Source organism: [Flexibacter] sp. ATCC 35208 (genome assembly GCF_001975825.1).
GTDB lineage: Bacteria > Bacteroidota > Bacteroidia > Chitinophagales > Chitinophagaceae > Chitinophaga.
This window is the reverse complement of sequence record NZ_MTKN01000126.1, coordinates 1-8030: the sequence shown is the minus strand read 5'-3', so window position 1 is coordinate 8030 and position 8030 is coordinate 1. Positions and strand designations below refer to the sequence as shown.

The following is an 8030-nucleotide window of genomic DNA, read 5'->3' as shown; positions in this document are numbered from 1 at the left end:
CGAGAACCGAATACTTACTAATGGTCAGCAAGTTTGTCTTTTACTTTAATAACGTCTTCAATATTTTTCTTGTTTATTTCGTTTTCCGAGTTGCACTTCAATTTTGTTATATCTTTTGAAAATAAGATATCAACCGCCCCCTTATGAATAAAGTGATTTTTTTGGAGCAAGCCACCAGATCCACGATACATTCCCCAACTCGCTAAGTAAAAAGCAAGTTGTAAACTATGAATTTCAGTCTGTTTATTTACGTTAAAAGCTTGATGACAATTGTCCCAGGATTTGTAACGATGAAAGCCGTCACTTGTAATTTCATTTATATATTTTTCAATTGTCGGAATGATTTTCATTGTCCTTGGGGTTTATCGTCCAACTATTGGCTATAACGGTTTCGGGATTTGCGTTCGGGCGGGTGTCGGAGCACAAAACTTCAATTTATTACTAAAGTTTAACAGTAGCACACAGCTTCAAGCTTGCATGTCAGGCCGCCTGACGCAAAACCCGTTAGAAGTGGTGATTTCTGTACCCCTTGTGTTACTCAATTCTTAATGTCTTATTTTCTTCAATAATAATTGTTATTGACCCCATAACATTTACACTACCTTTAATTTCTACATCAGAATATTGAAGAGTTATGTTGTCATGTATTGTATACGACGACACCCAGTCAAAACCTTCTTTATACAATCCGTCCGCGCTTTAGGATACTGTTTGTATTGAATCTTATTATACTTTACCAAGTGTCAAAAATGAGTGTAGTCGTTTTGAATTCATTTTATTTTTTTTAGTCGGAGTGTGTCGTCCTACCATTACGGCTACGTTGATGGCTTGCTGCTGTGCTGGTATCAATGCTTTTCTATCCCGGAACCGCAGCCGATTTGAAAAACTAAAAGCTGAAAGTTGAACGTCCTGCCGAAACTGAAGCTGATAGAAATTTGCAGCCGAATGTTATTACGTCAGCCAGCATAGCCGAAAACTGATTATTATGCGTTCGCTCTTTTGGAACAATCCTACTTCAAGTTAAACCAACCGAAGTTCTTTCCCAATTCGATTAACCTGTCTAACAATGCCTGTTCTTCGTCTGTCAAAGGAATGTCTTTTTCTTTTATGTTTAGATATCGTGTGAGTGAAGGAGTGCTTCCTAAAATGTATTCGTCTGCGCCTTGTAATTGTTCCGTATTTGAGATTAATTCCTCACGCCGACTAAATCCACCTTTTGCGTTGTGTCTTACAATTCTGTTCAAATTTGCTTTGTCATTGTTAGGCATTAGCATCAAGTAGTGCTTTGTGTCCAATGGCAATTTCATAATATTTGAAGGGTCAATTGGGAATATTTGTTCATTGCTTGGGTTCTGCAGTATTACGGGGTTGTCACTTGTGATAAATTCCTGCTCACCATCTTCCAATTTGAGGATGTATATATTGTCGCTTTTTATTCTGACACCTACAAGTTTTAGTGCAATGTTTAGTTGAGAGACTACTTGATGTGATTTATTGTTTGAGATATATTCTTCAATTAATTGGTCAACGGTTTTGCCTTCAATTACGTAAGTCTCTCCTTCAATCTTAGTCTCTTTTTGTCCTGTTTGTTTTGTAGCTTGAATGCACATTTCAAAGACCCTTTTTATTACTTCCGTATGTTGCTTTTGCCACACAGGAACTCTGTAAAACATAGTTGCAACTGTCGATATGATAAGTTCTCGCTCAGGGTCTGACAATTCTGTTTTGCCAGGGTCGGTTAACATTGTGTACACTTTCTCATACTTGTTTTCAAATTCCTCTGAATAGAATTTTTCAAGCAACATTTTTTCTTCGTTGGTACTGCCTGGTAAAGTGTATAGGTTTTTTTCGTAGCAAATACTCTTTGTATTTCTTTCAATTATGGCTTCAGGTGTTAAATTTTTTGTTGGCAACGCCATTATATTATAATGCCCTGAGCCCTTTTTGTCAGCAAAGTATTTGAGGTATGTTCTTGGAACAAAGTGCTGCCGTTCCGTTATTTGAATTGCCATTTAAAAGATTTTCTAATTGTAAGGGTGCTTGTCAGATTGACGCACAACATTTGTAATTCCGCTATTATACGCTGCTTTTAGCAGGAAACAATTTTTACAAATTATTACTTTTAAGCAATTTAACCAAATAAGTGCGGTTGGTACCAGTTAGCACCAATGCAGCCTGTGAACTAATAATTGGGGGTAAGTTTTTAATGCTGGTATATCGGAATCTTATTTTTCTTTATCCCTACATATAACACCGTTCAATACTACTATTGGTTTGGTTATAAGTAATTGTATATCAGAATTTTAAAATCAAAAAAACTTTAGGTGTTCATGAATTTTGTTCGAGAATTGTCCGAACGGATTCACTAAATATGAAAAGCCACTACCAAAGGTTGTTTATTACTGCGATATTGGGCCCAAGTAAAACGGATGATCGGACTGTCTATAACCTATTAGATTCAATAAACAGGCTTTGGGGAAATGCTATAAATAGGACTGGTGGTTCTTATGTACTTGCAAAAAGTGGTCGACATTATTAAATTATGAAGATAGCGATGCTGATCAAAGAGCAATTCAAATGGGGTGGTGGTTTCTGGAAGGTTACCAGGATGTAAAAGATGATCCTAAAAACTTAAATCAATGAGAAAACATATATATACTATAACTCTGAGTGCGATTTTAGTCGCATTGATGCTTTTATGTTGCTATGTGTATTATTGTATGAAGATGAAATCAACACCTGAGGAGGGTGCCAAATTGTGGTATAAACGAGTTTCTGAAACAGAAATGAAATGACCGCCAGAAAAAATCCTCATAATCTCCAAAAATCTCATACATCTACCGAGGGGGGATTTTTCCGGAAAAGTGAATTTTGCTTATATTAAAGTGTAGTTGAGAGCAGTATTCTAGACTTCCTCTTAATCGGTTCTTAATGAAATTGGCCCTAAATAAAACTTGGTTCAAATATCATCTGACATAATACTATTGTTTAATAACAAGGTTAGTAATGAATTCCACTAAGTAATTCGTAAATTTTAGATAAATCCTCTGTAAACTGGTTTGGACTTCGTCCCTCGTAGCCCGCTTAATAAATCGACCGATTTAGCAAGATATTAAAGGCTTTCAGATGAGAATCTGGAGGCCTTTTTGATGTTTATGAAAATCTGAGAAAGCTTGAGATCCAATTTGCCGGTCATGCCTTTGATGATTTTGACTGTAACAGGGCCGGGGGGCGAATCTATCTTTCTCGCTAAAGAGGACTGATTATCTAAATGATGATCGGTTACTTTTTCGTAGCGCTTGTATTGCCCGACAGGCTTGGAACACGGGTAAAATATAATTCACTTTATGGTTTGAAATGACTTATTTTCCTAGTCATAGACGATTCCTTCAGGGAAGACGAGGTTTTGTATCTTCACTTTCACATCTGTGTCGCTGGAATGGCATACCATAGAGAGTTTTGACGAAAGGATCAATGCTTTTTCGATTGCTTCATCAGTATTCGAAATACTTTTTGTGCATTTTTCTAATTCATTGTCTATTACGGTGATACTGGTCCAGCCCAAACGGAGGATATGGCTCCGTTTGAGGTGGCCCAACGCCCTACGTATTATACATTCAGTGGAAATGGTTTTCCGCTCCTTATTCTATCGGGAATAGAACTTAATAAAGCTTTCCTTTTTGTTTTAGTACATAACTGCTTTCTTCTAAACTATCGAACTTTTCGTCAGTCAATCTCTTTTAATTAGGCTGTCAAATTTTTTTATGCTCCAGATTGTCCTTGTTCAATTCATTATACTCAGCTAAAAGCGCTACTTTAAGGGAATCTTTCAGACTATCCATAAAACAACAGGTTCACCTATATTTCATTGGTTCTTTCACTAGGGCTAAAAGTAGCCGAGTTTAGAGGTTGTGAATTCGTCAATGAAATATTCAAAGTATTATCAGACCCGGAGAAAAAAGGTCATGAACTTCTGCCAGATGGTTGTCGCAACAGTTACGATATAGCTGGTGCCGATCAGAGAAGAATTATTTGTGATTTCATCGTCGGTATGACAGATAGGTATGCTATTGAATTTTATGGAAGATTAAAGTCCGAAAATGAAGAGAGAACATTTAAATCGATATTAAACAAAGCAGGGCAGATCAATGATCTACCCTGCTTTGTTTAAACGCAAGTTTCTTAACTCCAATTACGCATATCCATTAAATGCTTTACATCTGATTGTGAAGGGTAGTTTTTGTGACCTGGATGAATTTTCAGAGTAATGTAAATTTCAGGATAACTATCAATCCATATATTCACAACTTTGTCAATATCACCTTGTACTTCAAAGAGCCTTTTCTTCTTAGTTAGCCATAGCTTGATCATGAATTCCTGATATCTTTCGATGGGGGACAATTCTTCAGGTATATGTTGAAGTGGAATATTTTTAATAAATCTGTAGCTGGTAAAGGCTTCCTCCCATTCTTTCGGAAACCAGGTCGTTGCATTGAAGTATAACATCAGCTGCTCAAACTCAGAGAGTTGATCTCGCATAGTTCTGATGTATTGATATTTAACTTCTGGGTCTTTAATATGTGGGAAAGTGATGATATACTTGGAGGTTTGGAAAAGATGTCTATAATATGTTCCCAACATTGTAGAATGCCCATTATAAGGCATATATTGGTATTCTGCCCATTGCCAGCTGCTTTTTGATGGATAAATATAATCCTGCTGTTGTTGAAGGATGCTTTTTTTCACATCCTCAAATAATTGATATTCAGGCCAACTAAATTCGGGAATATAAGATGTCTCAGCTAGTTTTCCAACTCCATAATAAAAGACTAGGTAGGTTATCTTGGCGGCGTTTAAATTGCTTTTATCTGGCTCCGGCGAGTTCTCAACTAGTTTGTTTACTTGTTTATACAGACAAATGAATTCTTCAAACAAATAATTAAAGCTAAGCTTTCCCTTGATTTTTCCGGCAACCAGTTCCATTTCCGATACGTTTTCCTTATGAAGCTTTAATAGCTCAAAGAATCGGGTTTCAAACCGCTCTATCTCCCAATCTTCCCGTTGCTGTTTAAGGTCAGCTTTCTGTTGCTGGTTTGCCTGATACTGGACGTAGAAGGCAAGGAAAGTAAGCAGGGCACCGATGATAGCCACGGCTGGTCCAACAGTCCCCCCGATCGAATCACCTATCTGGCCACTTTCGCAAAAATTCTGATTAAAGAACGGGCTGTGAACGAAATAATAAGGTAGATAAATGGCACCTGCCAGAAGACCTAGCACAATAAATGCTCCTAACACAAAGCCCCATGTAATTTTCATTTCGTAGTATTTATAGGCACTTGAGAGATAAATCAACAGCTCGGCTCAGGATTCCCAATCTTCAAAAATAATGTTTTCTCGCTATGAAGCGTTTGAAAGAAATCGTTCCGTCAGCTAAGTGCATGTAACAAGATAGTAATTCTTTTTCTTCGCAGCACACAGTTATGACCTGATCAAACAGTTGTTTGCATGTTTTAATCTCATGTGCACCGGGAGTTTATCTAGCTTCTCAATGTTAGGATGTATATGCTCTCTTTTGATCCGAGCTGAAAAAATCACTATTAAACATGACAATTCTAGATAAATCCTCTATAATCTGGTTCGAAACTTGTCCCCTCTGCCCCGCAAAAAAAGCAAGACCCGCTCTATGAGCGAGTCTTGCTTTTTTATACATAATCATAAATCCCTAACTTGTTTATTTTCAACAACATTTAAGTTCGAAATCAATTGAATTTTCTGATGTTGCAATTCCCTGTTAATTAACTTTTTAGCAGTGCAAATAAGCTTGTGTTGATATTTAATACACCCATCAGGTGCGGTTCCCGGATCTGTTTGCCCTTATTATTGTCCTACTTTGCGTTCATGACTGAACCATACCCTCTTTAAATCTTTGCAGCCAGTTCACCATTTCAGTGACTGGTCTTCCTGTTTCTGTTGCCATCAATCTTGCAAATTGACTGTTTGCAGCTGCTTCAATATGTTTCTGAAGAATGCTTATCACACGTGCATATAGTTTTTCATTACTTCTGGTGATTTTTTCGATCTCTCTACCTATTACAGTAGCAGACACCTCTTCCAGTTGAAGGCTTTCAAGTTCCTTCTCTTCCAATTTAAACAGGTCATTGTGTTCATCATATACATGGTTCATCTGTAATTCAAAAAAGTGTTCAGTTATATTGGCGATATCTCTTGGATCTTTTTCTCTTTTCTCTGGCCTGTCATCAAAGGCTATCAGTTTTAGTAACACAATGGCAGGCAGTGTCGCCACTTTAAAAGCGTGACCGGTCTTTATATTCATGGTTGCGGTACCCGCTACATATACCTCCTGAAAGCCATTTACCTGAATATTGGACATACCCACAGCATCCAGTTTTACCTGAGAGTCAATTTCAATACCTCCGAATGGCAGTATGTCAATCTGAATCTCTTTGGGATTGATCATTACAAATGCATTTTGCTTTGACTCTTTGAAACCCTTCTTCTCTATCAAGAACTTACGCACTGCCTCATATTCGGACCTTGAGCCAACCAATGCGGCAAAGTCTACATCTTTTGAAGTTCTGTAAGCCTTACCTCCCTGTGTATACCATACATCGCGTGCAATAGCACCTATCAGATAATAATCAATATTTACTACCCCAAATGCCTCTTCCAGTGCATCAAACACTTCTTTTAAATCCTCTTCTCTAATGCTACTCAAATTCATGCTTCAATTGTTTTTCATATAAGATTTCTGCTGTTTCCAGACAGCGCGGCTCGTCTGTTATCAATAAATCCGCGTACACAAGTAGTTCCGGTACTCTACCATCTTTTGAATAATTATCCCAGAATTTTTCATACAACTGTATATTGCCTTTTTCATCTGGAATCAATCTATTTTTTACCATAAACTCCTTACTAGTCTGTGTAGTATATACCGTATAAATTTCCGCATTCAGGTAATGCGTGATCATCTCTGCAGCTACCTCGCCGCCAGCTACCGCATTTTCAATATTTCCTGTCATAAGACGTTCCTTAAACAAATCAGGGGTTGTGCTTTTAAAGTTGCCGAGATGCAGGCTAGGTCTTAAAATATCTCGGTAGGCTTCAATCCATCGGTGCAGTAATGCTTTCTTTCTGTTTAGAATAAAATCCTGGTCATTCAGGTGAAGTAGATACTGTGCTTCTCTCAGACCTTCCATAATAAGTGGTATGTTACCCAATGCCACACCAGCCAGATCAGAAATTTTTCTGTAGGGCATATTAATCATGTGATTCTGGCAAAGAAACAAGAATACTACTTTAAGCCCCTGCTTTGTGAATGCGCGGTTTACACTCTGCTTTTTTTCACCTTGCATTTTCCTGTTGCCTTCAATCCATACATATATCTGCCTATGTTGTATAAAAATATTCCCGGCAGTGTCCAGATAACTTATTTTCTCTCTGCGTAACTCTTCCTTTACAGCAGGAAATAATCGGTCTGCAACAAACATTAGAGGCAAATCCGATACTGTCTGCGGAAGTTCTCGCAAATGGTAGTTCCGGAGTTCCCTTTTCACATCTGCCGCAAATCGCAGAACTGTATCGTTTATTATGATCTGAACTTCTGCATCTAGGCGGTGGTCGGACTTAAAAGACATCAGCCTATAGGACGCCTGTATACCTGTATTTTCCGCCAGTGCATCAAAAGCCTCTCTTAGTATGATTTCATCTTTAGTCATGTTCATTTATTTCTTTCGTTCATTGAAAGTGAACAAGCAAATTTAATGAACAAAAACGAATTACATCTAAAAATGTTCATTATTTCAAATTGTTCACTGTCGGCGAACGATTTGAAATAATGAACATTTACGGTAGTTATACTTTTATAAGCAGCTATATTTTAAATAATTATAATTAATATAAATAATTATATAAATTCAGTATTATGATTATAATATAAAGTATGATGGGCTGTTATCATTTTGTTCGTGGTGATTTGCGGGGATGCAACCATGTGTAATCGGCAATTACAA

General features: G+C 37.3%; 7 protein-coding genes. 1 reads left to right on the top strand and 6 read right to left on the bottom strand.

Going from position 1 to position 8030, the window contains the following annotated elements; genetic code table 11:
• Window positions 1–17 precede the first annotated feature (17 nt).
• The 3 genes from BW716_RS34020 to BW716_RS34010 all read right to left on the bottom strand — a co-directional run bounded on the left by BW716_RS34020 (window position 18) and on the right by BW716_RS34010 (window position 3598).
• Window positions 18–350, bottom strand: coding sequence for a hypothetical protein (locus BW716_RS34020; RefSeq protein ID WP_083730512.1), 333 nt, complete (start codon window positions 348–350; stop codon window positions 18–20).
• Window positions 351–1010: 660 nt separating this feature from the next.
• On the bottom strand, window positions 1011–2012 hold the full coding sequence (locus tag BW716_RS34015) for a DUF4238 domain-containing protein (RefSeq protein ID WP_083730511.1): 1002 nt from the start codon (window positions 2010–2012) through the stop codon (window positions 1011–1013).
• Between the two features lie 1358 nt (window positions 2013–3370).
• Window positions 3371–3598, bottom strand: a complete 228-nt coding sequence (locus tag BW716_RS34010; RefSeq protein ID WP_083730510.1) for a hypothetical protein — start codon at window positions 3596–3598, stop codon at window positions 3371–3373.
• Between the two features lie 270 nt (window positions 3599–3868).
• On the opposite strand from BW716_RS34010, the gene BW716_RS34005 reads away from it, so the two are divergent.
• Window positions 3869–4171: a hypothetical protein gene (locus tag BW716_RS34005; RefSeq protein ID WP_179091396.1), complete on the top strand. Its 303-nt coding sequence runs from the start codon at window positions 3869–3871 to the stop codon at window positions 4169–4171.
• A gap of 11 nt (window positions 4172–4182) precedes the next feature.
• Here BW716_RS34005 and BW716_RS34000 read toward each other — a convergent pair whose 3' ends face one another.
• The 3 genes from BW716_RS34000 to BW716_RS33990 form a co-directional block, all read right to left on the bottom strand.
• Complete coding sequence (locus BW716_RS34000; protein WP_083730508.1) at window positions 4183–5316, bottom strand: putative phage abortive infection protein; 1134 nt, start codon at window positions 5314–5316, stop codon at window positions 4183–4185.
• Window positions 5317–5896: 580 nt separating this feature from the next.
• Window positions 5897–6742: a nucleotidyl transferase AbiEii/AbiGii toxin family protein gene (locus BW716_RS33995; protein WP_083730507.1), complete on the bottom strand. Its 846-nt coding sequence runs from the start codon at window positions 6740–6742 to the stop codon at window positions 5897–5899.
• Window positions 6729–7736, bottom strand: coding sequence for a type IV toxin-antitoxin system AbiEi family antitoxin (locus tag BW716_RS33990; RefSeq protein ID WP_179091395.1), 1008 nt, complete (start codon window positions 7734–7736; stop codon window positions 6729–6731). Before BW716_RS33990 ends, BW716_RS33995 begins: the two co-directional genes overlap by 14 nt.
• Between the last annotated feature and the right edge of the window lie 294 nt (window positions 7737–8030).

Coding starts and splice junctions, on each gene's coding strand:
- BW716_RS34020 (WP_083730512.1), bottom strand. CDS start 350: ATGAAAATCATTCCGACAATTGAAAAATATATAAATGAAATTACAAGT.
- BW716_RS34015 (WP_083730511.1), bottom strand. CDS start 2,012: ATGGCAATTCAAATAACGGAACGGCAGCACTTTGTTCCAAGAACATAC.
- BW716_RS34000 (WP_083730508.1), bottom strand. CDS start 5,316: ATGAAAATTACATGGGGCTTTGTGTTAGGAGCATTTATTGTGCTAGGT.
- BW716_RS33995 (WP_083730507.1), bottom strand. CDS start 6,742: ATGAATTTGAGTAGCATTAGAGAAGAGGATTTAAAAGAAGTGTTTGAT.
- BW716_RS33990 (WP_179091395.1), bottom strand. CDS start 7,736: ATGACTAAAGATGAAATCATACTAAGAGAGGCTTTTGATGCACTGGCG.